The sequence below is a fragment of the Nesterenkonia aerolata genome (assembly GCF_031470965.1).
Taxonomy (GTDB): Bacteria; Actinomycetota; Actinomycetes; order Actinomycetales; family Micrococcaceae; genus Nesterenkonia; species Nesterenkonia aerolata.
On record NZ_JAVKGR010000009.1, the window covers coordinates 1 to 24,972 of the forward strand.

The 24,972-nt window shown below is 67.8% G+C and carries 20 protein-coding genes and 2 tRNA genes; 12 read left to right on the forward strand and 10 right to left on the reverse strand.

The annotated features are described in order from the left end of the window. Positions 1-220: 220 nt before the first annotated feature. Positions 221-1,414: a pyridoxal phosphate-dependent aminotransferase gene (locus RIL96_RS08505; RefSeq protein WP_310548595.1), complete on the reverse strand. Its 1,194-nt coding sequence runs from the start codon at positions 1,412-1,414 to the stop codon at positions 221-223. A 306-nt stretch (positions 1,415-1,720) separates the two neighbouring features. Between RIL96_RS08505 and RIL96_RS08510 the strand changes: the two genes are divergently transcribed. After that, positions 1,721-2,326, forward strand: a complete 606-nt coding sequence (locus tag RIL96_RS08510; protein WP_310548596.1) for a hypothetical protein — start codon at positions 1,721-1,723, stop codon at positions 2,324-2,326. On the opposite strand, the gene otsB is transcribed toward RIL96_RS08510, so the two are convergent. Then, the gene (gene otsB / locus RIL96_RS08515; protein WP_310548597.1) at positions 2,307-3,125 is read right to left on the reverse strand and encodes a trehalose-phosphatase; all 819 of its coding nucleotides are present in this window, start codon (positions 3,123-3,125) and stop codon (positions 2,307-2,309) included. The two genes, RIL96_RS08510 and otsB, sit on opposite strands and share 20 nt — an antisense overlap. Continuing rightward, positions 3,125-4,651 carry an alpha,alpha-trehalose-phosphate synthase (UDP-forming) gene (locus tag RIL96_RS08520; RefSeq protein WP_310548598.1) on the reverse strand — a complete coding sequence of 509 codons (1,527 nt, stop codon included), beginning with the start codon at positions 4,649-4,651 and terminating at the stop codon, positions 3,125-3,127. Before RIL96_RS08520 ends, otsB begins: the two co-directional genes overlap by 1 nt. Before the next feature lie 266 nt (positions 4,652-4,917). On the opposite strand from RIL96_RS08520, the gene RIL96_RS08525 reads away from it, so the two are divergent. From RIL96_RS08525 to RIL96_RS08535, 3 genes are all read left to right on the forward strand, one after another. Further along, positions 4,918-5,775, forward strand: a complete 858-nt coding sequence (locus RIL96_RS08525) for a thioredoxin domain-containing protein (protein ID WP_310548599.1) — start codon at positions 4,918-4,920, stop codon at positions 5,773-5,775. Between the two features lie 78 nt (positions 5,776-5,853). Beyond that, a tRNA-Thr gene (locus RIL96_RS08530) sits at positions 5,854-5,929 on the forward strand. Between the two features lie 114 nt (positions 5,930-6,043). Beyond that, positions 6,044-7,597, forward strand: a complete 1,554-nt coding sequence (locus RIL96_RS08535; RefSeq protein WP_310548600.1) for a DHA2 family efflux MFS transporter permease subunit — start codon at positions 6,044-6,046, stop codon at positions 7,595-7,597. 50 nt (positions 7,598-7,647) lie between these two features. Here RIL96_RS08535 and RIL96_RS08540 read toward each other — a convergent pair whose 3' ends face one another. Together RIL96_RS08540 and RIL96_RS08545 are read right to left on the reverse strand one after the other, a co-directional pair. Continuing rightward, positions 7,648-7,959, reverse strand: a complete 312-nt coding sequence (locus tag RIL96_RS08540) for an AzlD domain-containing protein (protein WP_310548601.1) — start codon at positions 7,957-7,959, stop codon at positions 7,648-7,650. Further along, the gene (locus RIL96_RS08545) at positions 7,959-8,663 is read right to left on the reverse strand and encodes an AzlC family ABC transporter permease (RefSeq protein ID WP_374761869.1); all 705 of its coding nucleotides are present in this window, start codon (positions 8,661-8,663) and stop codon (positions 7,959-7,961) included. Before RIL96_RS08545 ends, RIL96_RS08540 begins: the two co-directional genes overlap by 1 nt. 198 nt (positions 8,664-8,861) lie before the next feature. Here RIL96_RS08545 and RIL96_RS08550 point away from each other — a divergent pair, with 198 nt between their 5' ends. The 3 genes from RIL96_RS08550 (at position 8,862) to RIL96_RS08560 (ending at position 12,620) form a co-directional block, all read left to right on the forward strand. Beyond that, the gene (locus RIL96_RS08550; protein WP_310548602.1) at positions 8,862-9,548 is read left to right on the forward strand and encodes an SDR family oxidoreductase; all 687 of its coding nucleotides are present in this window, start codon (positions 8,862-8,864) and stop codon (positions 9,546-9,548) included. A 274-nt stretch (positions 9,549-9,822) separates the two neighbouring features. Continuing rightward, positions 9,823-9,896: transfer RNA gene (locus RIL96_RS08555), tRNA-Val, on the forward strand. A gap of 159 nt (positions 9,897-10,055) precedes the next feature. Next, positions 10,056-12,620, forward strand: coding sequence for a threonine/serine exporter family protein (locus tag RIL96_RS08560; RefSeq protein ID WP_310548603.1), 2,565 nt, complete (start codon positions 10,056-10,058; stop codon positions 12,618-12,620). Between the two features lie 37 nt (positions 12,621-12,657). Here RIL96_RS08560 and RIL96_RS08565 read toward each other — a convergent pair whose 3' ends face one another. After that, positions 12,658-13,365, reverse strand: a complete 708-nt coding sequence (locus RIL96_RS08565) for a uracil-DNA glycosylase (RefSeq protein ID WP_310548604.1) — start codon at positions 13,363-13,365, stop codon at positions 12,658-12,660. A 234-nt stretch (positions 13,366-13,599) separates the two neighbouring features. Here RIL96_RS08565 and RIL96_RS08570 point away from each other — a divergent pair, with 234 nt between their 5' ends. The 5 genes from RIL96_RS08570 to RIL96_RS08590 all read left to right on the forward strand — a co-directional run bounded on the left by RIL96_RS08570 (position 13,600) and on the right by RIL96_RS08590 (position 20,070). After that, positions 13,600-13,959 carry a DUF3263 domain-containing protein gene (locus tag RIL96_RS08570; RefSeq protein ID WP_310548605.1) on the forward strand — a complete coding sequence of 120 codons (360 nt, stop codon included), beginning with the start codon at positions 13,600-13,602 and terminating at the stop codon, positions 13,957-13,959. A 40-nt stretch (positions 13,960-13,999) separates the two neighbouring features. After that, positions 14,000-14,638, forward strand: a complete 639-nt coding sequence (locus tag RIL96_RS08575) for a LytR C-terminal domain-containing protein (protein ID WP_310548606.1) — start codon at positions 14,000-14,002, stop codon at positions 14,636-14,638. Positions 14,639-14,957: 319 nt separating this feature from the next. Continuing rightward, positions 14,958-16,595, forward strand: a complete 1,638-nt coding sequence (gene groL / locus RIL96_RS08580) for a chaperonin GroEL (RefSeq protein WP_310548607.1) — start codon at positions 14,958-14,960, stop codon at positions 16,593-16,595. Between the two features lie 197 nt (positions 16,596-16,792). Further along, on the forward strand, positions 16,793-17,542 hold the full coding sequence (locus RIL96_RS08585; RefSeq protein ID WP_310548608.1) for an ABC transporter ATP-binding protein: 750 nt from the start codon (positions 16,793-16,795) through the stop codon (positions 17,540-17,542). Further along, a complete protein-coding gene (locus tag RIL96_RS08590; RefSeq protein WP_310548609.1) occupies positions 17,506-20,070 on the forward strand; it encodes an ABC transporter permease in 2,565 nt (854 codons plus the stop codon). Before RIL96_RS08585 ends, RIL96_RS08590 begins: the two co-directional genes overlap by 37 nt. Before the next feature lie 151 nt (positions 20,071-20,221). Here the strand turns inward: RIL96_RS08590 and RIL96_RS08595 are convergent, their stop codons facing one another. The 4 genes from RIL96_RS08595 to RIL96_RS08610 form a co-directional block, all read right to left on the reverse strand. Then, entirely contained in the window at positions 20,222-20,512 is a 291-nt protein-coding gene (locus tag RIL96_RS08595) for a WXG100 family type VII secretion target (RefSeq protein ID WP_310548610.1), read from the reverse strand. A 169-nt stretch (positions 20,513-20,681) separates the two neighbouring features. Then, entirely contained in the window at positions 20,682-22,352 is a 1,671-nt protein-coding gene (locus tag RIL96_RS08600; protein WP_310548611.1) for a sensor histidine kinase, read from the reverse strand. 55 nt (positions 22,353-22,407) lie between these two features. Next, complete coding sequence (locus tag RIL96_RS08605) at positions 22,408-23,136, reverse strand: response regulator transcription factor (RefSeq protein ID WP_374761870.1); 729 nt, start codon at positions 23,134-23,136, stop codon at positions 22,408-22,410. A gap of 184 nt (positions 23,137-23,320) precedes the next feature. Beyond that, the gene (locus RIL96_RS08610; RefSeq protein ID WP_310548672.1) at positions 23,321-24,970 is read right to left on the reverse strand and encodes a DNA repair helicase XPB; all 1,650 of its coding nucleotides are present in this window, start codon (positions 24,968-24,970) and stop codon (positions 23,321-23,323) included. Between the last annotated feature and the right edge of the window lie 2 nt (positions 24,971-24,972).

A 24,972-nucleotide genomic window follows, 5' to 3' on the forward strand; every position in this document is an offset into this window, starting at 1 on the left:
CGATGACGTGACACATGGTGTGCGGGATGTCGTGGGACATCGTGTGAACGATGTCGTGCAACCAGACACTGTCACCCCGACCCTATGAAACGCCGGGACATCGCTAGTCGATGTCCCGGCGCTTTTCTGTCTGCACTGCCTGCGTGTCCGGCACGGTGCCCGGGCATCAGGGTCATGGGGCAACAACCCGTCCAGACACCCCACTCGCACCTGTTCCGACTCAGAGGCTCGCGAGGAACATTCCGATTCCTTCGAGAGCACTGTCGATAGTCTCCTCACCGGCGGCATAGGACAGGCGCACAAACCCCTCGCCCGCCTCACCGAAAGCTGTCCCCGGCACCACGGCCACCCGTTGTTCGTGCAGGAGCCTGTCGGTGAACTCGGCACTGGTGAGGCCCGTTCCACGGACGTCCACAAAAAGATAGAACGCCCCGTCCGGCCGGACATACCCCAACCCTAGATCCGTCACGCCGCGGATCAGCCGGTCACGGCGTCGCTCATACCTGGCGAGCATGTCCTGCGTGGAGGCGTCCGGGCCATCCAGCGCGGCCACAGCGGCGCGCTGGACGAACTCCGGAAGACACCCGACGATGCCCTCCTGCAGCCGAGGCATAGGAGCGACCAACCGGGCATCGGCGATGACGAAACCGAGCCGCCAGCCCGTCATCGCGTGACTCTTCGACAGCGAGTTCACCACCAGCGTCCTGCCGAAATCAGGACGGACCTGGGCGACGGATGTGACGCGCTGCACACCAACCTGGGCACCGAAGATGATCCGGTCATAGACCTCATCGGACAAGATGTAGATACCGTGACGCTCGGCCAACTCCACCAGCTTCTCCAACTCCTGGGGCGCAATGACGGTACCCAGCGGGTTCGACGGTGAGTTCAGCACCAACAGCTTCGTCCGAGGGCTGATCATAGGTTCCACCAGCTCAGCGGTGAGTCGGAACCCGTCACTCGGCTCCAACGGAATGCGGACGGTCTGAGCCTTCAGCAGGTGAGCCTGCCCGAGGTAGTTCGGATACGCCGGGTCGGTTACCAGGACCTCGTCGCCCGGGTCGAGGATGACGCTCATCGCCAGCAGCAACGCCTCATTGCCGCCCGCTGTGATCATCACATTATCCGGCAGCACGTCTCGGCCCCAGCGCTGCCCATAGTGCCGGGCGACCGCCTCACGAAGCTCGACGATGCCGGTATTCGGGGTATAGCGGGTACCACCCGCCCGCAGGGAGTCCATCGCGGCCTCGATGACATGGGCAGGAGAATCGAAATCCGGCTCACCCACAGTGAGCTTCACCACCGGTTCGCCGGAGAGGCGTTCCTGCTCGGCCACGCGGTCGAACACGCCACGGATGGCAGAGGGCGGATACTGTGAGGCCGTCCGGGAGAGAGCTGACTCATCGAGCGTCATGGCCACAGCCTACTGTGCCGACGGCGATCCACGGCCCCGGGAGCCTCAGCAGACGAGAACGTACGTTGAGGCTCCGTCTCCGGAGCACGGCGTCAGGCAGGGCAGGTCCCAACCTTGAAGTGGGGGACGACCCTTTGCCGGCCCCGTCGGGCAGAGCCGACTACCCTGGCACATGAGCCTCCGGCGGGGCGAGCAGCAAGCCCCACCGCAGGAGCGCCGTCGCCGTACGTTGATGCCGCAGATCGGAGCAAGATCATCACCTCTGAAGGCCAGAACCCCCGCCGCCGGGGCGATGAGGCCCGCCGCATGCCGGTCATCGTGCCTCTCCTGGCGGCGTTGGTCGCCGCTGTGCTGGTGACCGTGGTGCTGCTGCCCAATCCCTGGGCATTGCTGGCCGGGCTCGTCGTCGGTGGCGCCATCGGCGGCGGCACAGCAGGCCTTCTGGTGCGCACCGGACAGGCACGCGACAGCCTCGAACCCGGCCGACGGTCCTCAGAACAGCTCAAGCTCGACTCGCGTCTGGACGGCATCGACCGCACAGTGCGCGCCCGGGCCGCGGACCTCCCACCTGCCGCCCAGGGCCAGCTGCGCATGATGATCGTCGGACTCGGCGAGATCGTGGACCGTTGGCCCGAACTCGAACGCCTCCCCGAACACAGAGAAGGAGTGCGCCGGATGGTCGAACGCCACCTGCCACGTACTCTGGAGGTCTTCCTGGCTCTGCCCGACCGCGATAAGCCCCGCTATGCCGGTGAGTTCAAAGAGCAGATCGGCGTGCTGGCAGAAGCCGTCGCCAAGACCCGGGACCGGGTCGTCGCCCGGGACCTCAACGCCCTACGCACCAACAGGTGGCTGCTCGAAGAGGCGCTCACCGACCCGGAGGAACGGCTCTTCAAACGTCACGGCCTCTGACCAGTTCCCACAGCACCGCGGCGAGATCCGCCGGAGCGGGGATCCGGTGACTGGCCGCCGTCGGCCCCTCTCCGACCTTCACGCCGACGTCCCCCTCTCCGAGCACGGCGAAGCCCTGCTCATCGGTGACATCATCGCCGGCGAACAGCACCGCATCGGGCGAGATATGCACGCGCAGCTGCTCGATCGCCTCACCTTTGGTCGCGTGCACCACCACCGCCTCCAGGATGCGTTTGCCCGCCTTGACGTGTACTCCCTCGACACGGCCCGCCGCCGCCTCTGCGCGGGCCAGCAGGGCATCGCCGACGTCGGCGTCGCTCACCCGGCGCACGTGCATCCCCGCCCCCGCTGGTTTGTGCTCCACCCAGGCCCCCTCGACCTCGGCGGCGAGACTCTCGAAGACCTCGACGAGCTCGGCGCGGGCGTGTCGTTGCGCGGCGGTCAGCTCCAGAGCCTCAGCGGCACTCTGCGCCGCAGAGCCCGCGCCGGAGAGATCCACCTCCGCCCCGTGCGAGCCCACTAACAGAACCCCCGACGGCGGCTGAGCCAGGCGCCGCAGAGTCTGCAGCGGGCGCCCCGAGACATAGGCCAGAGTCACACCTGGCTGCCCCGCCAGGGCCTCGATGGCCTCAGCGTTGCTCGGTACCGGCCGCGCCGCTTCCGCATCAGCCACCAGCTCTGCCACACAGCCGTCGAAATCCAGGCACACCAGCAACCGGGGAAGCACCGCGGCTGTGCGCAGAGCCTCGGCCAGCTCCTCAGAGAGCCGCGGTCCAGAACCATCGGGCGTCGCTGCCATCAGCTCAGCTCCTCCAAACGATTCAGGAAGTCCTGAGCCCAGCGCTGGACATTATTGGAAGTCACCTGCCGGCGCAGCGTCCGCATCCGCCGCCGGGACTCCTCCTCATCCATGTGCACCGCCTGCAGGATGGAAGCCTTGAGCTCGTCGACGTCGTGCGGGTTCACCAGCAGGGCCTGCTTCAGCTGGTCAGCCGCTCCCGTGAACTCCGAGAGCACCAGCACGCCGCCGCCGTCACGGCGAGCGGCCACATACTCCTTGGCCACTAGGTTCATCCCATCACGCAGTGCTGTCACCAGCAGCACATCCGCGGCCAGGTAGAGCGCGACCATCTCCTCTACCGGATAGGAATGATGCAGATACCGGATCGCGGTATGGGCCATCGTGTCGTATTCCCCGTTGATCCGCCCGACGGTCGCCTCGATCTCCTCACGCAGCAGCCGGTAGGACTCCACCCCCTCACGGGAGGGGCTGGCCACCTGCACCAGGCAGACATCCTCCGGGGAGACCGCCTTCTCCGCCAACAGCTCCTCCAGCGCCTTCATCCGATGCCGGATGCCCTTGGTGTAGTCCAACCGGTCCACTCCCAACAGCACAGTGCTCGGCTCACCGAGTTCGCGGCGGATCTGCTGGGAACGGGCGATGATGTCCGGGCGCTCCGAGAGCGCGACGATCCGCTCGGTGTCGATGGAGATCGGAAAGGCTCTGGCCTCCGAGATGCGGTGGCCGCCGTCCTCGGGGGCGCTGGTCCGGCGGGTGCCCAACCCGCGTGCCGGATCCTCACCGTGACCGGCGATGCTCGAGCCCAACTCATCGGAGGAAGGCTCGGAGACCACATACACCTGATCCGAGCGGATATAGAGACCCAGCCGACTGCGCACCGCCCGCTGGAAGTTCCGGGCGTCCGACTCACGCTGGAAGCCGATCAGATCAGCGCCCAGCAGCCCGCGCAGCACCGCCTGGCGCCAGGGCAGCTGTGAGAACAGTCCCGACGGCGGGAACGGGATGTGGTTGAAGAAGCCGATCCGCACATCCGGGCGCATCTCGCGCAGCATCGCCGGCACCAGCTGCAGCTGATAATCCTGCACCCACACCACCGCCCCCTTCGCGGCAGTGGCCGCCGTCGCCTCGGCGAAGCGCTGATTGACCCGACGGTAGGCCTCATACCAGTGGCGGTGGAACTCCGGGCGGGCGATGACATCGTGGTACAGCGGCCACAGCGTCCCGTTGGAGAAGCCCTCGTAATACTCCTCCACCTCCAGGGCGCTCAGCGGCACGGGCACCAGATGCATGCCTTCATGGTCGAAGGGTTCCAGAGTCTCGTCAGCGGCGCCGTGCCACCCCACCCAGGCGCCGTCGGACTCGGCCATGATCGGCGCCAGAGCGGTCACCAGCCCGCCGGGGGAGCGGCGCCACCCGGTGCTGCCGTCCTGGTAGGTGAGACGATCGACAGCCAGCCGATTCGCCACCACCACGAAGTCGTAGCCACCCCCACCCCCGGGGCGTCGCGCGGTCTTCTCACCCATCGAGAGCCTCCTGTGTGACCTGTGTGATATGCCTCGCCACGATCTGTGTCCAGCGTACCCGCCGATCAGTGCTCACGGAGGCCCCGGTGAGGTCGAGATCGCCGGCAGACTCAGGTGACGGCAGCCGCCAGGAGATCGCGGGCATGAGGGCCTCAGGTCAGTGATGCAGTGAACCTCACATCACATAGGCCCCGGAGCTTCGGCGAGCATCCAGGCAGGAGGGCTACTCTGGAGGGCGATTTGCCGTCAGCACCGGGAGAGGATGTATGGCCCGCCACCAGAACAATGAGGGGCTCAGCGCGCGTGAGCGTGCCCGTCAGATGCAGCAGCAGCAGGAACGACGCCAGAAGTCCTCCTCGGTGCTGCTGCGCGTCGCCGTCGTGGTCATCGCCATCGCCGTGGTGGCCGGGCTGACCTATTTCGTCATTCAGCAGCGCCAGGGCGGTGACACTGAGGCGGCGACCCAGGGCGAGGCCCCCTCAGCCGCCAACGAGCACGCCGGAGTGACCCTGACCTCCGCCACAGAGTTCGTCGACGGTGATGACCTCGGCGAGGTCGATGCCGAAGACGTCCCCGGCGGCGACGGCGAGACCCCGGCCGGTGCGCAGGCCCGTGAGGAGGGTGAGGCGCCGCATCTGATCATCTATGCGGACCCCGCCTGTGTGCACTGCGCCGACTTCGAGGAGCAGAACGCCGAGCAGATCAAGGAATGGGTCGACTCCGGCGACCTCACCGTCGAATACCGCCTCGTCACCTACCTCGACCGCGGTTCCCAGACCAACTACTCCGCGCGGGCAAACAACGCCATGATGGCTGTGGCTGAGCAGTCCCCGGAGAACTTCCTGGACTACATGACCGAGATCTTCAGCCACCAGGGTACGGAGCTGAGCAACGACGAGCTCGCCTCCATCGCCGAGGACGACTTCGGCGTGGACATCAGCTCCGCCGTCGACGAGGGCACGTACCGCGCCTTCGCCGCCTACGCCACCGCCGATGCCCAGGAGAACGGTGTGGAAGGCACGCCGACGGTGTACCTCGACGACGAAGACTGGTCCTCCTCGGAGACGGCGTTCCAGGAATGGGCGCAGAACGCGATCGACGAGTACCAGGACGAAGCCGCCTGAGGATCCCCTGATATCCCAGGCTGGCCAGCAGGCCTGCTTCGGCGCTAAGATATCACTTCGGCGCTGACGCAGTGCCGTGCCTCCTTAGCTCAGCTGGTAGAGCAGCTGTCTTGTAAACAGCAGGTCGTCGGTTCGAACCCGGCAGGGGGCTCCACCTCTCAGCGGGCACGTCGCCCGTCCCAGTGATCTCTGCAATCCGGCATCCGCAGACCTCCGGCCGTGCGCCTCGCCGAAACCGCGCTGATTCCCAGCGCCTGATGGAGGACGTATGTCACCCGACTCCGCTCCCGCGGGGAGCCGCAGCCCCGTGCCCGGGAACGGCGCCAGCCTCAGTGAGAACGGCGCCACGATGCCGACCGAGCATAAGGTCACCATCGCGATGCTGCTCGTCGCGGCCTTCACCATGATCCTCAACGAGACGGTCATGAACGTCGCCCTGCGGCCCCTGATGATCGAGTTCGACGTCACCGAGCCGACGGTGCAGTGGCTGACCACCGCATTCATGCTCACCCTGGCCACGGTCATCCCGACCACCGGGTACCTGATGCAGCGGTTCAGCCTGCGCGCCATGTTCACCGCGGCACTGGGGCTGTTCAGTCTGGGAACCGGGGTGGCCGCAGCTGCCGTCGGCTTCGAGATGCTGCTGCTCGGGCGGATCATCCAGGCCAGCGGCACGGCCATCATGCTGCCGCTGCTGATGACCACGGTGCTGACCCTGGTGCCCACTGAGCGGCGCGGAGTGGTGATGGGCAACATCTCCATCGTCATCTCCGTGGCCCCGGCCACCGGCCCTGCGCTCTCCGGGTTCATCCTGCACGTCGCCGATTGGCGCGTGCTGTTCCTCACGATCCTCCCCATCGCGCTGGCTGCTCTGCTGCTGGGCCGTCCGCGGCTCGATGACACCCCCGGCACGGCCGTCGGCAAGCTCAGCCTGCCCTCGCTGCTGCTCTCAGTGCCCGGGTTCGGCGGCCTGGTCTACGGGATCAGCCAGCTCGGCGGCGGTCACGGCACCACCGGTGCTGAGACCGATGCGGCAGGCGGCGTGGACGTCGTCGCCGTCGTGGTGCTGGGCCTGGGCGTGCTGTTCCTGGTGGCCTTCGCGCTGCTGCAGATCCGCCTGCAGCGCACCGGCCACCCGCTGCTGGACCTGCGGCCGCTGAAGTTCACGATGTACACCCGGGCGCTGTCGATGATGCTGCTGATGATGATCGCCCTGTTCGGCGCGATCATCATGCTGCCGCTGTTCCTGCAGACCGTCCGAGGGCTCGACACGCTGCAGACCGGCCTGCTCATGCTCCCCGGCGGGATCCTCATGGCGCTGCTGGCTCCCTGGGTCGGGCGCCTCTACGACAAAGTCGGTCCCAAACCACTGGTCATCCCCGGTGGGGCGGTGCTGGTGCTGGCACTGTTCCTGATGAGCCTGCTGGGCTCGCACACCCCGGAGTGGGAGGTGTTGCTGCTGCATCTGCTGCTCAGCCTGGGCCTGGCGTTCCTGTTCACTCCGGCGTTCACCACGGCGCTGAACCCGCTGCCCCGTCGGCTCTACACCCACGGCACGGCTCTGCTGAACACTCTGCAGCAGCTGGCCGGTGCGATCGGCACTGCGCTGCTCATCGCACTGATGGGGATCGGGGCCGGTGCCGCGGCCTCAGTCGGCGCCGGTGCTGAGGAGGCCACGCTGGAGGGCTTCCGCACAGCGTTCCGCACCGCCTCGATCATGGCGTTGGGGATCATCGTGCTCGGTGCCACACTGCGCGCCACCTCTGCCGAGGAGGCTGCGGGGGCCGAGGCTGCCGATGAGCCGGTCTCACCCCGGGGCTGAGCCGTCGCTGCGGGGCTGAACCGTCGTTGCGGGGCTGAGCGCTGTGCGGTTCAGCCGATCCCCAGGGCCCGCAGGCCCGCGGCCGCGCCGGCGCCGACGATGACCACCACCAGGAACGGGGCGCGCAGCATCAGCGCGACTGCGGCAGCTGCCAGTGCGCCCAGCCGCGCGTCGAAGCTCAGCCCCTCATCGGCGGAGACCGTGTTCATCGTGACCAGCGAGGCCAGCAGCGCGATGGTCAGCAGCCCGGAGACTCGCCCGACCATCGGATGCTGCAGCCAGCTGGCCGGCACGAGATAGCCGACGAGCTTGGTCAGGTACGCCGCCAGACAGGCGAGCAGAATCCAGCCCCACAGGCCCATCAGGAGTCCTCCTCCGGCGCGAGGCTGCCCCGTCGGCGCCGTCCGGCCACGCTCCAGAGCACCGCGGCCGCAGCGGCGACCATCACCGGCACACCGGGCGGCAGCACCGGCATGGTGAGCATCGTGACCAGCGCCGCGAGCACCGCCAGCGCCCAGGGCTCACGTGAACGCAGCCGGGGCCAGAGTAGACCCAGGAACGCGGCGACGACGGCGCCGTCGAGCCCGAGCGTCTCCGGGTCACCGATCACATCACCCAGGGCTGCTCCGAACATCGTGGCCGCGTTCCAGCCGAGGTAGGAGGCGATGCCGGTCACCCAGAACCCGCGCCGGCTCTCGGCAGGGTCGGTCTGGACCATCGCATTGGCTGCGGATTCGTCGATCGTCAGCTGAGCGGCGACGTAGCGGCGCCATCCGGAAGGGTCCAGCAGCGCCTTCATCTGGACCCCGTAGATCGTGTTCCGGGCGCTGAGCAGCGTGGAGGCGCCCAGGGCGGCCGGACCGCTGCCGCCGGCGGCCACCACACCGATGATGGCGAACTGGGAGCCACCCGAGAACAGCAGTGCGGAGAGCGCGACCGCCTGCCAGAAGGTGAACCCCGAAGCCGTGGCCAGCGCCCCGAAGGAGACCCCGTAGAGCGTCAGGGCGGCCGCGATGGACAGGCCCATCCGTGTGGCCGGTGTCATCGTGGGGCGGAATCGAGGCACGCGGGAAGTCTAGCGGGAGGCCGCCGGCAATGTTCTGCGGCAGCTCCGGTTCTGACACGGCGCATCCTCTGGGATAGTGCAGGCGCTGGACCAGTGCAGGCCTGGAATAGTGCAGCCGCTGAGACGTTGTCACCCATTGACAGCGGCCGTAGCCGTGGCCGCCCCCCGATCACCGTTTCAGCGCGTAGAGGAGTCATCATGGCCGCCGAGAACCGAGTCGTCATCGTCGGAGGGCACGGCAAGATCGCCCTGATCGCCGCCGAGCAGCTGAGCCGCGCCGGTCGCTCCGTCGAGTCGCTCATCCGCAACCCTGCACACCGTGACGACGTCACCGCCACGGGGGCTCAGGCGACTGTGCTCGACGTCGAGCAGGCCGACGTCGCCCAGCTCGCCGAGACGTTCTCCGGGGCGGAGGCCGTGGTCTTCTCGGCCGGGGCTGGGGGCGGCAACCCCGCCCGAACCCATGCGGTGGACTACGAGGCCGCGGTGCGGACCATGGAGGCCGCCGCCCAGGCCGGTGTCCGCCGGTACATCATGGTCTCCTACGTCCGTGCGGACACTGATGTGAACACCTTGGACCCGGAGAACTCCTTCTACCCCTACGCGCAGGCCAAGCACGACGCCGACGCTCATCTGCGCCAGACCGAGCTGGACTGGACCGTCCTCGGGCCCGGCGCGCTCACTCTGGAGCCGGGCCGCGGCACTGTGCAGATCCTCGACGCCGAGGGCACGATCGACGGCGCACCGGTGCCCGATGAGCAGAACAGCGTCCCGCGGGAGGACGTCGCCTCGGCGATCACCCACGCCATCACCGCCGGCGCGGCAGTGCGGCAGACGCGCCGCTTCGTCACCGGCGAAACTCCTCTTGAGGAGGCCATTGCCTGAGGCCGCCGGTATGTGTCCGCGCGTCATAGCCCTCTGCCGAATACTCTGCTCATCGGACTATGAGTCCTGCAGGGGGCTATGACGCATCTGCCAGACATCCCGGCTGACCTGAGGATGCGGCAGCGGTGGCGGTCCCGGCCCGGTCCAGGTACCTCGGCGGAGGACGTCCGCGGACCGGTTTCTCAGGTCAGCCTCGGAGGTGCTACCCTTTTCAGGCACGTGCGCCGCCGTGCGTCTGGACGAGAGTCAGACGTTCACCGGGCTGCACAGCCACGGATCCGTAGCTCAGATGGTTAGAGCGCTCGCTTCACACGCGAGAGGTCGATGGTTCGAGTCCATTCGGATCCACTCTCACAGCCCGAAGCTGCCGCTGGCCCGCGCCGCGCAGCCTCGGGCTTTTCTCTCGCCTGAGGCATCCGCCGGCCCTCCCTGTCTTCCCGGCGAGCCCCGCCCTAGGATGCCAGGGGGAGAAGAACCGGAGCCGACGAGCCGCCGAAGGGAGGGACCGTGCCGGAGGAGCCTGATCTGCCGGATGAGACCGCGTCCGATACGCAGCCTCAGCCCACTGCGGCCATCGACCCGGTCATCGCCGAGACACCGGCTGAGCCGACACTAGACCCGGTGGTGCGCTCGACGGCTCCTGAAGAGAGCGAGTCCGGCGGGTTCATGCGAACGCTGACCTCCTCCATCGCCTCCTCCTGGAACGCCTCTCGTGAGGCCCAGGAGCAGGACGAGGAATGGGACACCCGCCCCGGTCCGCTCGAAGTCGGCCAGCGGGAGTCCCGTTCGGGGAGCCTGGGGGCTCAGGGGAGCTCAGGGACTCAGGGGCCCCCGGGCGGCTCGTCCCCTGACGGCGTCGGCGAGACCGCGGGAGACTCCGGGCGTCATGAGTTCCCCCATCCGGCCACCGGAAGCATCGAGCTGCCGGAGCTCGGCGGATACGACCCGCAGACCTCCACCTACACGTTCCGCGAGCCGCAGACGCCGACGTCGCCGGGCTTCGGCGACCGGTTCGGCACCACGGCTGAGCCGTATCACAGTGCCCCGCACCGGGCTGGCCAATATCAGACGGAGTGGCGGCAGACTGAGTGGTATCAGCCCGACGGCACCCGGGTCTTCAGCCCTGCTGCCGGGGCGATCCCGATCATCGACCCGCGCACCGGCCGCCCGGTCGGCCCGGGGGGTGGTCAGTCCGCAGCTCAGCAGGCTCCGGTCCATGGCAGCGGGCCGGCGACGGGCGGCATCACCCTGCCCACCAGGGTAGAGCCCAGCCCCGTCGAGCCCAGCCCCAGCCAGCCCGGTTCTGCCTACCCCAGCCCAGGCCAGCCCAAGGGTGCCGCGCCGTCGTACACCCGTCCGGCCACTGCCTCCACACCGGTCCAGGCACCCGGAGCCGGGGTCTCACCGGCGACGCCCTCCCCGGCTCCGCAGGACCTGCCCCCGGCCGGGCCCACCTCCCCGCTGACTCGCCCGGCAGCACAGGGGCTGCGGCGTCGTTCTGTGCTGCGCTCCTCCCGGCGGACTGCCGATCGCGAACTCGGACGTCCGGGACGTGAGAGCCAGCGCAGCGCACGCCCGCTGTTCGACCGCAGCGTCTTCGATCAGAAGGTCCGCCCGCAGTCGGTGCTGCGTCGGCTCATGCGCCCTGAGGCGCCGATGACCTCCGCGATCCCGATCGTCGACCACTTAGCCGGCACTCCGTTCGAGAACCCCCGTCAGGCCGAGGCGCCGGTCGACACCGATGAGCTGGAGACCATCGCTTTCGTCCTCGACGTCGGTGAGGCGCTGTTCCGCTACGGGGCCGGCGCCCTGGAGGTGGAGACCTCCATCATCGCGATCACCGCCGCCTTCGGGATGAAGAACACCGACGTCGACATCACCAACCAGTCGATCAGTCTCAACTGGGCCCCGGAGGGGAAGATCCCCTACAGCCGGGTGCGTGTGGTGCGTTCCTGGTCCAGCAACTTCCAGGCCCTGGCCGGGGTCCACCACCTGGTCACCGACATCATCTCCGGGCGGCTCACCCGCACCGAGGCCGCCGAGCAGCTGGAGGAGATCACCCACGAGCCCAAGCCCTTCCCGCGGTGGATGGTCACGCTCAGCGGTGCGGTCTTCGCCAGTGCCTTCGCCTCCTTCCTCGGTGCCCCGCTGCTGGATGCGACCATCGGTTTCTTCGCCACGCTGCTGGTGCTGGCGACCACCCGCCGGCTCACCAGCCTGCGGGTGCCGGAGTTCTACTGCCTCTCCGCCGGCGGGTTCGTCGCCACGTTCATGGCCATGGGCGCAGTGGCGCTGGAGATCCCGGTGGAGCCGTTCCACGTGGTCGCCGGGGGGCTGATGATCATGCTGCCCTCAGTGCGCGTGGTCTCAGCCATCCAGGACGCCATCAACGGGTTCCCTCTGACCTCGGCCGGGCGCATCGTCTCCTCGCTGATCGCCTTCATCGGACTCACCTCGGGCATCATGGTCGCAGTCATCACCGCGAACCTGCTGGGCACACCGGAGATCGAACCGGCCCGCGAGCTGGAACGGCTCTACTCGTTCCCGGTGCTGGTGGCGTTGGTCTTCGTGGCCGCGGTGGCCGCGGCCATCGTCGAACAGGCTCGGTGGCGGATCCTGCTGCCCATCGGTGCGGTCTCCGTGCTGGGGTTCTGCGGCTACTACGCGGCGGAGCTCGTCGGGCTGGGGGAGCGGATCACTCCGGTGATCGGTGGGATCGTCGTCGGCGCGCTGGGCCGGCTGGTGGCGCTGCGGATGAACGCGCCGCAGCTGGTGGTCGCCGTTCCGGCGATGATGTTCATGCTGCCCGGGCTGATGGTCTTCCGCGGGATGTATTCGGTGGCGATGCGCACTGAGACGGATGTGCTGGCCGGGCTGCCGGTGGGGATGCGGGAATCGGCCGAAGTGCTCTCCCAGGTCCCCATCGGCATGCTCACCGGGCTCACCGACCTGTTCAACGCGATGATCATCATCCTCGGCATCGCCGGGGGGATCGTGCTCGGTGACGTGATGATGCGCCCGTTCACCTCCGCCATTCAGTCTCACGAGCGACGGCGGTTCCGTCACCGCTGAGATACGATGCTGGGGCCTCAGCCGTCGGGCCGGCACCTCAGCCGCGGGAGAGGTCCCAGTCAACGGGCGTCGCCCCCAGCTCCGTCAGCGCGGCGTTGGCCCGGGAGAAGGGCTGGGAGCCGAAGAACCCGCGGGAGGCCGAGAGCGGTGAGGGATGCGGACTGGTCAGCACCCTGGTGTGCTCCCCGGAGTCCAGCAGCGGGGCGAGTTTGCGGGCATCGGCGCCCCAGAGGATGGAGACCAGCGGGGTGCCGCGCTCGACGAGGGCACGTACGGCGGCTTCAGTGATCTCTTCCCAGCCGATGCCGCGGTGCGAGGCCGGTGAGCCCGCGGTGACGGTGAGCGCGCGGTTGAGCATCAGCACACCCTGACGCGCCCACGGACGCAGATCCCCGTGCGGGGACACCGGCACGCCCAGGTCACGGTGCAGCTCGGTGAAGATGTTCTGCAGGCTGCGCGGCAGCGGCCGGACATCGGGGGCGACGGCGAAGGACATGCCGATCGGATGCCCCGGGGTCGGATACGGGTCCTGGCCCAGGATCAGGACCTTCACCTCGTCGAAGGGCTGACGGAAGGCGCGCAGCACATCCGAAGCTGCCGGCAGTATCTGCTCTCCGGCGGCGCGACGGCGCTGCAGCTCTTCGCGCACGCGAGCGAACTGCTCCTCGGGGGAGGCCAGATGGGAGGCCAGCGCCCGTTCCCAGCCGGATTCCAAGGGATCGACGAGATGCTCCGAGATGCTCATGCCCCCATGCTAGAGGTGTCAGTGGTCAGCGGTAGGCTGCAATTCCTGCGGCACTGATGACTATGGCGTGTCCGGCGCAGCAGTGTGCCGTCGGGCCGGGTGGCCGCGTGGGCTCCCCGGAACCCGGGGTGCTCAGCCGTAGCATGGTGAGCGGGTCATTGCGCTGTGCCATCCGTGGCGCAGCGGCAGGATCCAATCGAACCTGTGGAACTGGCCCCATGGAGAGGAGGACCGATGTCCGAGGCAGCCAGCGCAGAGCATGCCGAGGTGCCGAGCGCCGATGCGCCGAGCTCCGGCGCACCTAAGCACAGCGAACCTAGCTCCGACGCAGCCAACGCCGATGCCGCCCCCAACGCCGATGCATTGAGTGACCAGGACCGGGGCATCCTCGAACTGGAGCGCCAATGGTGGAAGTACGCCGGCGCGAAGGACCAGGCCATCTCCGAGCAGCTCGGGCTCTCCGCCGTCTCCTACTACCAGGTGCTCAACCGGCTCATCGATTCGGAAGCCGCCCTGGCCCACGACCCCATGCTGGTGAAGCGACTGCGCCGCCAGCGCGAATCCCGGCACCGCGCCCGCGCCTCCCGCCGCTGAGCCGCGCCCTGATACCACTGCACTGAGGATCCCGAAGGCCATGACGAAATACCCGCAGGACGAGTTCGACGACGTCGCCCCCTACCCGCCCGGTCAGGCCGGCAGCCACCGGGCCCCGACAGAGGCCCCCGGCGCCAAGCGCACCGGCCTGCCGTGGATCGTGATGCTCGCCGTGCTCGCGCTCGCGGTCGGTGTGGTCAGCTACGTCGTACTGCCCCAGCTCGGCGACGGCGACGAGGCCTCGGCCGAGGAGGAGACCGCCCAGGCGGAGGAGGGCGACGACGGCGAAGACGGAGAGTCCGAGGAAGAGGCCACCGAGGAAGAGACCGAATCCCAGGAGGAGGAATCCGAGGAGAGCCCCTCAGCTGAGGAGAGCCCCACGGAGGATGAAGAGGACAGCGCGGCATCCGATACCGAAGCCCCCGTCCAGGTGCTCAGCTACCAGGCTCCGGCTGACGTCGCGCAGAACGCCCAGTCGCAGTTGGAGGGCTACGGGTACAACGTCGTCAACGTCACGGAATGGACCTACGCCCAGACCAGCACACCGGCGGTCTTCTACCCGCCCGGGCAGGGCGAGCTGGCTCAGGAGATCGCCTCCAACATGGGTATCGACAACGTCGTCGAAGATGCCCGCTGGTCCTCGATCGCCGTGGTCGTCGACTCCGGCTACGCCGGCTGACCGGTCCGGTCGCAGGACTGTTCGCTCAGGGCGCGAATCGTTTGCACTCCCCGGGGGAGAGTGCTAAAAATTGTGACAGCACTCCCGTGATGGCGGGGTTCCGCGCTGATGCGTGGTCTTCGTCGTGACGGCGCCTTGAGAGCGTCGAGGGAGTGGGACTGAACCTCTACAGGTGAGGCCCTGTGCCGCACAGCGGCAGACCCCCGGTGACGCGGGGAGTCCGGGCCGTCCGTCGCGGGCATCTGGCCAGGTTCGACCCGATTGACGCGAATACGTCTGACATGTGATCAACCACAGTCCAGGAAGGACACCAGCCGATATGGCGAAGACCATTGCATTCGACGAAGAGGCCCGTCGCGGCCTCGAGCGGGGCCTGAACAGCCTCGCCGACGCCGTCAAGGTCACCTTGGGCCCCCGCGGTCGCAACGTCGTCCTCGAGAAGTCCTGGGGCGCGCCGACCATCACCAACGACGGTGTCTCCATCGCTAAGGAGATCGAGCTCGAAGACCCCTACGAGAAGATCGGCGCCGAGCTGGTCAAGGAGGTCGCCAAGAAGACCGACGACGTCGCCGGCGACGGCACCACCACCGCCACTGTGCTGGCTCAGGCCCTGGTCAAGGAGGGCCTGCGCAACGTGGTCGCCGGTGCTGACCCGATGGGTCTCAAGCGCGGCATCGACAAGGCCGTCGAGGCGGTGACCGCCGAGCTCTTCGCCTCCGCCAAGGAGGTCGAGACCAAGGAGCAGATCGCTGCGACCGCCTCCATCTCCGCCGCTGACGAGCAGATCGGTGAGCTCATCGCCGAGGCGCTGGACAAGGTCGGCAAGGAAGGCGTCATCACCGTCGAGGAGTCGAACACCTTCGGCCTCGACCTGGAGCTGACCGAGGGCATGCGCTTCGACAAGGGTTACCTCTCCGGCTACTTCGTCACTGACGCGGAGCGCCAGGAAGCAGTCCTGGAGGACCCGTACATCCTGATCGTGAACTCCAAGATCTCCTCGGTCAAGGACGTCATCGGCATCCTCGAGCAGGTCATGCAGTCGGGCAAGCCGCTGCTGGTCATCGCCGAGGACGTCGAGGGCGAGGCCCTGGCCGCCCTGGTGGTCAACAAGCTCAAGGGCACCTTCAAGTCCGTGGCCGTGAAGGCTCCGGGCTTCGGTGACCGCCGCAAGGCGATGCTGGCTGACATGGCCATCCTCACCGGCGGGCAGGTCATCGCCGAGGAGGTCGGCCTGAAGCTGGAGAACGCGACGCTCGACCTGCTGGGCACTGCCCGCAAGGTGGTCGTCACCAAGGACGAGACCACGATCGTCGAAGGTGCCGGTGACGCCGAGGAGATCGCCGGCCGCGTCAGTCAGATCAAGGCGGAGATCGAGAACTCCGACTCCGACTACGACCGCGAGAAGCTGCAGGAGCGCCTGGCCAAGCTCGCCGGCGGTGTGGCCGTCATCAAGGCCGGTGCCGCCACCGAGGTGGAGCTGAAGGAGCGCAAGCACCGCATCGAGGACGCCGTGCGCAACGCCAAGGCCGCTGTGGATGAGGGGATCGTCGCCGGTGGTGGCGCTTCCCTGATCCAGGCCGGTGCCCGGGCCTTCAAGACGCTCTCCCTGCAGGGAGACGAGGCCGTGGGCGCGAACATCGTCCGCCTGGCTGTGGAGGCTCCGCTGAAGCAGATCGCCATCAACGCCGGCCTGGAAGCCGGTGTGGTCGCGGAGAAGGTCAAGAGCCTACCCGACGGGACCGGCCTGAACGCTGCCACCGGCGAGTACGAGGACCTGCTCGCCGCCGGGGTGAACGACCCGGTCAAGGTCACCCGCTCGGCGCTGCAGAACGCAGCCTCCATCGCCTCGCTGTTCCTCACCACTGAGGCCGTCGTCGCCGATAAGCCGGAGAAGGCTCCGGCCGGTGGCGGTGCCGAGGGTATGGACCCGATGGGCGGTATGGGCGGCATGATGTGATCTGCTGATCACCTCACCGCTGCCGCGGTACTGACCCCGCACGACGACGGCGCCCCTCACCAGATCGGTGAGGGGCCCCGTCGCATCTGCTCCCGGGGTCTCTCAGCGCCGCAGGCAGGGATGGCCAGCCGCCGTGGTGCGGCTATGCTGGAAGGAGGGGCCAGTAACGGGGCTGGCCGCTTCGAGGGGAGCACAGAGTGGTCGGACGGGACCGCGCGGCTGTTCGCGCGATCGGACTGGAACGGATCTTCGGCATCGGTGAGGCGCAGGTCGCCGCGCTGGACGGATGCAGCCTGGAACTCGCGCAGGGGGAGTTCACCGCGATCATGGGGCCCTCCGGGTCGGGCAAGTCCACATTGCTGCACTGCCTGGCAGGCCTGGACCGCCAGAGTTCCGGAACCGTGCTGCTGGGGGAGACGGATCTCGCTGAGCTCTCAGACAACCAGCTCAGCGATCTGCGCCGGGATCGGATCGGCTTCGTCTTCCAGTCCTTCAACCTCATCCCCACGCTCACCGCGCGGGAGAACATCACCCTGCCCGCGGACATCGGTCGTCGTGCGGTGGATGAGCAGCGGTTCGCTGAGATCGTCGCCGCCATCGGCATGGAGGACCGGCTGGAGCATTTCCCCTCTCAGCTCTCCGGCGGACAGCAGCAGCGGATCGCCTGTGCACGGGCACTGGTCACCCGGCCCGAGGTGATATTCGCCGATGAACCCACCGGGAACCTGGACTCCAGGGCGAGTCAGTCGATCCTGGACTTCCTTCGCCGCAGTGTCGACGTCCACGGACAGACGGTGGTGATGGTCACCCATGACCCGCTCGCCGCCTCCCGCTGTGACCGGGTGGTGTTCCTCGTCGACGGGAGGATGGTCGACGAGCTCAGGGACCCCACCGCGGAGCAGATTCTGGAGTGGATGCGCACCAGCGTCGAGACCTGGGGACGGTGAAGGTCATGTGGCGCGCAGTATGGCGCGGGCTGAAGGTGCGCAAGGTCCGTCTGGTGCTCAGTGCGGTGGCCGTCATGTTGGGGGTGGCGTTCGTCGTCGCCGCGCAGATCTTCATGGCCACGCTGAACCAGACATTCGCCTCGATCGTGGCCGGAACGGCCTCAGAGGTGATGGTCACCGACGGTGATGAGAGCATGGAGGGCTCTCAGCTCAGCGCCCCTGAGTTCTCCGAGGAGATGATCGCCGAGATGGAGGGGCTCGCCGAGGTGGAGCGGGCCGAGGGCAGTGTCCTCGCCGAAGGTGTCTACGTCTACGTGGACGAGGAGATGGTGGGCAGCCCGATGGCACCCACCTTCGGATTCAACTATCACGATCTTCCCGGGCTCTACGGTGAGGGCGCACAGCTGGTCGAAGGCAGTATGCCGCAGACGATGGATGAGGTGGCGCTGGATCCGGAGACGCTGGAGCGCGGGGACATCGACATCGGTGACGAGGTCCTGGTGATCACCCCGTACGGCGGGCAGCGCGAAACCACGGTCACCGGGTCCGTCACCCTCGAGGCGCCGTCCTTCGGCGGTGCGACGATCTCGGTCTTCGATACGGAGTCGGCTCAGCGGCTCTTGGGCGACCGCGAGGGATATTTCCATGCGATCGACGTGCAGGCCGCCTCCGGGTACAGCCACCAGGAGGCGGCCGAGGCGATCCGGGGTGTGGTCCCGGACACGGCGACGGTGCAGACCGGCGAAGAGTACGTCGAGGAGCAGGCCGAGGGGCTGTCGAGCCAGCTGGGCTTTCTGAACATCCTGCTCTTCGGCTTCGCGCTGGTGGCACTGGGCGTGGGGACGTTCCTCATCGTCAACACCTTCGCGATGCTCATCGCCCAGCGTCGTCGCGAACTGGCGCTCTATCGGGCGGTGGGCGCCCGCCGGGGGCAGGTGCAGCGCATGGTCATGGCTGAGGCGCTTGTCCTGGGTGTGCTGGCGTCAGCCGTCGGTGTTCTGGCCGGTATCGGCGTGGCTCTGGGGATCATCCAACTGTTCACGGCGATCGGCCTGGATATCCAGGCGGCAGGGCTGGTGCTTCAGCCGGTGTCGCTGCTGCTGGCCTTCGGCTTCGGGGTGCTGGTCACGCTGATCGCGGCATGGGTGCCGGTACGCGCCACCTCTGGAATCTCTCCGGTGGAGGCCCTGCAGGCGGCTGAGGTCCGCCGTGAGCTGTCCTGGACACGGGTGATCATCGGAGCCGTGCTGCTGGTGCTCGGGCTGGGGCTGCTGGGTCTGGTGCTGGCTGAGCGGAGTGCCTCCGCTGCGGTGCTCGGCGGTGTCGTCCTCGCGGTGGCAGTGGCCCTGGCGCTGATCAGCCCTGTGCTGGGGCGGCCCTTCGTCGCCGGTGCGGGGCTCGTATGGGGCAGGCTCTTCGGGCGCACAGGGAGCCTGGCGGCGCTGAACGCACAGCGCAACCCCCGTCGCACCGGGGTCACGGCCTCTGCTCTGATGATCGGGCTGGCTCTGGTGACCACGCTGAGCGTCGTCGCCGAGAGCACCCGCAGTTCGGTGGAGCAGATGGCTGATGACACCATGGCTGCGGACCTGCTGGTGACGACCCCGGCGAACCTCACGATCCCGCCGCAGATCGCGGAGAGCATCGCCGATGTGGACGGCGTCGACGAGGTCTCCGCGGCGGCGATGCTGCCGCTGCGAGTCGCCGGAGAGGACCAGGCCTTCTTCGCCGAGGACGAGCTGGGCACCATCAGCCCGGTGGATGTGGTGTCCGGGAGCACGGATGACCTCGACGCCGGGAGCATTGCCGTCTCTGAGTCCCGGGCGGAGGAGCTCTCGCTGAGTCTCGGTGATGAGGTGGAGGCCACCAGCAACGGCCGGACGCTTTCCTTGGACGTCGTGGCGATCTACCGGAGCACGGCGATCACCCTGCCCTCCTGGGTCGGCAGTCCCGAGCTGGTCACGGCGTTCGACTGGCCGGAGCAGGACATGTTCATCGGGCTGGTCCTCGATGACGGTGCCGAGGCGGAGACTGTCAAGGACGAGGTCTCCGCCGCTGCTGAGGCCTTCCCGCCCGCGGAGGTCTACGATGCCGAAGGCTTCGGGCAGATGCGTGCCGAGCAGGTCGATCAGATCGTAGGGATGGTCTATGCGCTGCTGGTGCTGGCGGTGGTGATCGCTCTGCTCGGTGTGGTCAATACCCTGGCCCTCTCCGTGGCGGAACGGCAGCGGGAGATGGGACTGCTGCGTGCCGTCGGGATGCGTCGCGGCACCGTCCGGAATATGGTGCGCCTGGAATCAGTGACCATCTCCCTGTGGGGCGCGGTGCTGGGGATCGGCGCCGGTCTGCTCTTCGGCATTGCTGTGCAGCGGTTCTCGCAGGACCAGGGCATCATGTTCCTCGCCGTGCCCTGGTGGCAGCTGCTGGGGTATCTGGTGCTGGCCGCCGTCGTCGGAGTCCTTGCCGCGTTCTGGCCGGCCTGGCGGGCCAGCCGGACCGACATCCTCACGGCGATCTCCGGTGACTGACGACGTGCCGACGAGAGACGTGCCTATGAGATGAGGACGGCGGTCAGGGGAGGGCCAGACTCCCACGACGGGAGCAGCCCTCCCCGCACAGCGTCGTCTCCCCGATTCCGCCGGACTGCCTCGACGGTATGACGCCGTGCTGCGCCTGTGCTCAGCGCCCGAACATCCGGGTGTTCGAGGATTCGGTCTCCTCATACTGTGACGACGCCGCCGCCATCGCCTGACGCACACTGGCCAGCGACTGCTCCACCTGAGCCTGGGTCGCCCGCCACTGGGTCAGCACATCCTGGAAGGCGACGGCCGCCGAACCCTTCCACGATTCCTGGAGCTGGCGCAGCTGGCTCTCCATAGAGTTCACATCGGTCTGGATACGGCCCAGCGTGCCTTCGACCGTCTGACTCTTGGCCATGAGGTCTGAGGTGTCGATTTGCAGGATCGCCATGATGAGTCCTTTCCCGCACGCCGGATCAGGAGGAAGGCCCTGCTCCGGTGGTGCTCCGCTCTGCGGCGGTGTCAGTGGTGGTGTCCGTATCGGTTCACTCGTGTTGCCCCGCAGTGCTGCGGGACACCACTGACGGTAGGCGCCGGTGCGCGATGGGTGCAGTCGACGATCAGCGACCTGTGGAGTCTCCGGGCGTGTCGGAGTCGCGCGGAGACTCCTGTGGAGGAGGCTGCACGGCCTCCTGGCGGGGAGAAGCGGCCTCCGGGGAATGCTCGTCCGCACTCGCCGACTCCGGGCACTCCTCGAGATCCTCGTCGAAGTCCTCCGTCTCGTGATCGTCCTGATCTCCCGGTTCCACCATCGGCAGGCGCAGCGTCATCGTCGCCCCGCCACCCTCAGTCTCGGAATACCGGACCGTCCCGCCGTGCTGAGAGGCGATCGCCGCGACGATCGCCAGCCCCAGGCCGGTGCCGCCGGTCTCGCGATGACGTGAATCATCCGCCCGGTAGAAGCGCTCGAAGATCCGGGAGGCAGCCTCCTCGGAGATCCCATGGCCATGATCGCGGACCCGCAGTACCGAATCCGTCCGTCCCTCCAGCAGAGACTCCGTGCCGACCATCAGCTCGATCGGTGTCCCGGCAGGGGTGTAGCGCAACGCATTGGTCATCAGATTGGTGACGATCTGCCGGATCTTCCCCTCATCGCCCAGCACCGGGGCAGGCCGCGGGTCGGCGTCGTCGAGACCGACGACCTCGACCTCCCGGTCCGGAGCGTTGACGCTGAGATCCATACTCGCGTCATGAGCCAGCAGCCGCAGATCCACCGGTGCGAGCTGCAGGGGCCGCTGCTCATCGAGCCGTGCGAGGGTCAGCATGTCTTCGACCAGCTGGCCCATACGCTTGGCCTCGGACTCGATGCGGCCCATCGCCGTGCCCACGGCCTCGGGATCATCACTGACCCCGCCCTGCCGGTAGAGCTCAGAGAAGCCACGGATCGTCACCAGCGGTGTGCGCAGCTCATGCGAGGCGTCCTGGATGAACCGGCGCATATTCTCCTCAGACGCCGACTTCGCGCGGAACGCCTCCTCGATATGCTCCAGCATCACGTTCAGCGAGCGCTGCAGCCGCCCAACCTCAGTATCCGCGGGGGAGGAGATCTGCACACGCTGGGAGAAATCGCCGTCGGCGATGGAGGCGGCCGTCTTCTCCACCCGGAACAGCGGACGGAAGGAACGGGTCACCACCCCGTAGGCCAAAGTGGAGGCGGCCAACGTGGCCATCAGCCCGATCGTGGAGACCAGGAAGGTGGCGCGCTCCACTGCCAGCTCCACTGTGTCCCGGGGCAAGGCGATGGCCACTGAGGCCTCCCCGGAGGTCAGCGGATACACCCGGACCCGCCAGCCGCGGGAGCCCTCCTGGGTGCCGGCGACGTCGAAGCCCTCACTGCCCCGGGCCAAGACGTCATCGGCGTCCAGCGTCGGGATATCAGGCAGATCCTGGTCCTGAGTGGCGGCGAGCGCGGCGAGATCCTCGACCGTCTCACCCTCGTTATCCAGCAGCGCCCCGTAGAAGCGCCACACCGAGACCTCATTCGAGAAGTACTCCAGGTCCGGGTCCTCGCCGGCGGCCCGGGAGGTCAGGAAGGTGGCCACGCTCTGGCGGTTCGCGTCGAGGTCCTCGTCGAGGTTTCGGACCAGTTCTTGGCGGAAGAGCGAGGCGGAGACGAAGGTGGTCACCGCCAGGGTCAGCACCATCAGCCCGGCGAACATGACCACCAGCTGGGTGCGCAGGCTCGCCCGGCGCCAGGTGCGTGCTGCGGATTCCCAGGGTCTGAACGGCATCACTGCACGATACCCCGCCGTCGAGTCATCTCAGCGGTCTGCCTCGTGGCGCCGTTCAGTGGCCGCGTGTGCGCTGGCGGCGCTCCCAGGTCTGGAGCACATAGCCCACGCCGCGCTTGGTCTGGATCATCGGTGCACCCTCGGAGCCGGAGTCGATCTTCCGCCGCAGATAGGAGATGTAGGACTCGACGATGGAGGCATCCCCGTTGAAGTTGTAGTCCCAGACATGGTCGAGGATCTGCTGCTTGGACAGCACCCGGTTCGGGTTCATCATCAGGTAGCGCAGCAGCTTGAACTCCGTGGGGGAGAGGTCGATCATCTCTCCGCTGCGGCGGACCTCGTGGGCGTCGTCGTCGAGCTCGAGATTGTCGATGCTCAGCACGGCGTCCTCGTCGTCGAACGGGGCGGTGCGGCGCAGCACGGCACGGATGCGGGCGACCACCTCGTCCAGGGAGAAGGGTTTGGTCACGTAGTCGTCGCCGCCGACGGTGAGCCCGGTGATCTTGTCATCGGTGTCGTCCCGGGCGGTGAGGAAGAGCACCGGGAAGAGTTTGCCGGCCGAGCGGAGCTTGCGGGTCACCGCGAAACCGTCCATATCCGGGAGCATGACGTCGAGCACGGCGAGGTCCGGTTGGAACTGTTCGGCGATCTCCAGGGCCTCACGGCCGTTCGAGGCGGCAGCCACCTCGAAGCCGGCGAAGCGCAGCGAGGTGGCCAGCAGTTCACGGATATTGGGTTCGTCGTCGACGACGAGGAGCTTGGCTTCGGGAGTCTTCTCAGTCACGTGCCCCATTGTCCTCCTGCACCCTGATGATCGCCTGAACGTCGTCTGGGAGCAGTGTGTGGTTGTGACACAGTGTGTGGCCCGCTCCTCCTCCATCGGGGGAGAGAATCTGGTCACGACACGCCGACGACACGCCGGTAAAATTGTTCCATCGATGGGGTGGGTGGGTTCCGGGTCTCGTCGGTCAGACGATGTCGGCGGCGTCGAGGATCTGGTAGCCGTAGCCCTGCTCGGAGAGGAACCGCTGGCGCTTGGCCGCATACTCCATATCCACAGTGTCCCGGGTGACCACCGAATAGAAATGAGCGCGCTTCTCGGCGTCCTCCGAGTCGGTGCGCAGCAGCCGACCCAGACGCTGGGCCTCCTCCTGCCGGGAACCGAACGTCCCCGAGACCTGGATCGCCACCGAGGCCTGCGGCAGATCCACTGAGAAGTTCGCGATCTTCGAGACCACCAGCACATCGAGCTCCCCACGCCGGAAGGCCTCAAAACGCTCCTGCCGGACCTTCGTCGACGTCGCACCGGTCAGCACCGGAGCACCCAGGTGCTCACCCAGCTGCTCCAGCTGTTCCACGAACTGGCCGATCACCAGGATCCGCTCCCCGGTATGCCGATGCCTGGCCACCAGACGGGCGACGACGTCGTCCTTGGCCTGAGTGCCCGCCGCCAGCCGATGCCGTTCCCGCTCCTCCGACGCGGCATACTCCATCCGGCGCTCCGAGGGCAGGTCTACGCGGACCTCAGTGCACAGCGCCGGGGCGATCCACCCCTGGGCCTCCATCTGCTTCCACGGAGTGTCGAAGCGTTTCGGCCCGATCAGCGAGAACACCTCACGCTCACGGCCGTCCTCACGGATCAGCGTGGCCGTCAGGCCCAGACGGCGGCGAGCCTGCAGATCCGCGGTGCGGCGGAAGATCGGTGCCGGCAGCAGGTGGACCTCGTCGTAGATGATCAGCCCCCAGTCATGGGCGTCGAGCAGCTCCAGATGCGGGTACAGCTCCCCGCGGCGATGCGCCAACACCTGGTAGGTGGCGATGGTCACCGGGCGGACCTCCTTGCGGTCACCGGAGTACTCGCCGATCTCCTCCTCAGTCAGCGAGGTCCGCGCCAGCAGCTCCGCCTTCCACTGCCGAGCCGAGAGAGTGGAGTTCACCAGGATCAGGGTGATCGTGGAGGAGATCGCCATCGTCGCCGCCCCGACCAGCGTCTTCCCCGCCCCGCAGGGCAGTACCACCACACCGGAGCCGGAAGACCAGAACGTGTCCACAGCCTGCTGCTGATAGGGCCGCAGGGCCCAGTCCGTGCCATCTAGGGCGATCGGATGCGCGGTGCCGTCGACGAACCCGGCGAGATCCTCGGCAGGCCAGCCCACCTTCACCAGCTCCTGCTTCAGCTCCCCGCGCGCCTGACCGTGGACGGCCACGGTGGCCTCATCCAGAGAGGGTCCCAGCAGCGGGGCCACCGTCTTGGCGTGCCGGACCTCTTCGAGCACCGCCGGGTCCGTGGCGCGCATCACCAGCCCGTGCACCGGATCCTTCTCCAAGCGGAGACGCCCGTAGCGGCTCATGATCTCGGCGATGTCCACCAGCAGCGCATGCGGCACCGGATACCGCGAGAGGTTCAGGAGGGTATCGACCACGTACTCGGCGTCGATCCCGGCCGCACGGGCGTTCCACAGCCCCAACGGGGTGATCCGGTAGGTGTGGATATGCTCCGGCGCCCGCTCCAGATCCGCGAAGGCGGCGACGGCGCGGCGGGCGGCATCGGCCTGCTCGTGGTCGACCTCCAGCAGCACAGTGCGGTCGGACTGGACGATCAGCGGTCCGGACATCAGCT